Annotated in this window: 1 protein-coding gene; it reads right to left on the bottom strand. The window is 38.0% G+C overall.

Annotation, left to right across the window (positions count from 1 at the left end):
* Positions 1-211 (bottom strand): hypothetical protein (locus tag JHD59_RS22295; RefSeq protein WP_199155875.1); only part of this gene is annotated, 211 nt, incomplete at its 3' end.
* Positions 212-413 lie beyond the last annotated feature (202 nt).

Here is a 413-nt window from a genome sequence, read left to right as displayed (position 1 = left end):
CCGCTGCTAATCTGCGTAGCTTTAATGTAACTTCAGGTGAGTTAGGGTCAATTGAAGTTGGTTTAGTGGAAGGAATCTTTTCTTTTGCTATGTAATCTGAAATAGTAACCACATTCGAGGTGGCTGGTTCACTTGCATCTGAACCTACATTAACATCGGGCAAAAGAAAGTTGAAAGAATATTGTAGCGAATTTTCATCAATTTTATGCATCTCAACCTCCCTTGCCCTAGATTAAGCTATAGCAATATACCTTAACAAGGTGCTTTTGTCAAAAAAAATCATTAACTACCCGGGGAAGTCATTGTCAAATATGGCTGCAATTTTTTTCTCAAAATCTAAATAAGAATCACGATATTCTTTAGCTGTCTCTTATACACATCTCCGAGCCCACGAGACTCCGCCAATTATCTCG

The organism is Chromobacterium sp. ASV23, assembly GCF_016428945.1.
Lineage (GTDB): Bacteria > Pseudomonadota > Gammaproteobacteria > Burkholderiales > Chromobacteriaceae > Chromobacterium > Chromobacterium sinusclupearum.
The sequence above is the reverse complement of the archived record's forward strand: the minus strand, read 5'-3'. Positions and strand labels throughout refer to the sequence as shown.